Genomic DNA, 267 nt, shown 5'->3' on the forward strand with positions numbered 1-267 from the left:
CGGGTCAGAGATGCGGCCATGGCTTCTGGAGCTGATAAATGCGATCAGTTCCTCTACCGGAGTATTTACAATGGCTTCGGTAGAAAGAAAGTCGGTCAGGACCGCCTCAGCGGTAGCTCCGTATTTATTGGAGAAGGGATGCTTATCTTTGCCCAGCATGGCAAACTCGCTGAACTTTAAGAAGATATTGTTAAGCATATAGGTTTTCTCACTGGCAATACATTCCGAAATGTGAAGCCGATGCCTGGTAAGGCGCTGGAGGGCAAG

General features: G+C 48.7%; 1 pseudogene. It reads right to left on the reverse strand.

The annotated features are described in order from the left end of the window. Window positions 1–198, reverse strand: a pseudogene (locus tag GPL15_RS26000) (IS110 family transposase); the annotation flags it as partial. Window positions 199–267: the final 69 nt, after the last annotated feature.

This window comes from Clostridium sp. MCC353 (genome assembly GCF_018785315.1).
GTDB lineage: Bacteria > Bacillota > Clostridia > Lachnospirales > Lachnospiraceae > CHH4-2.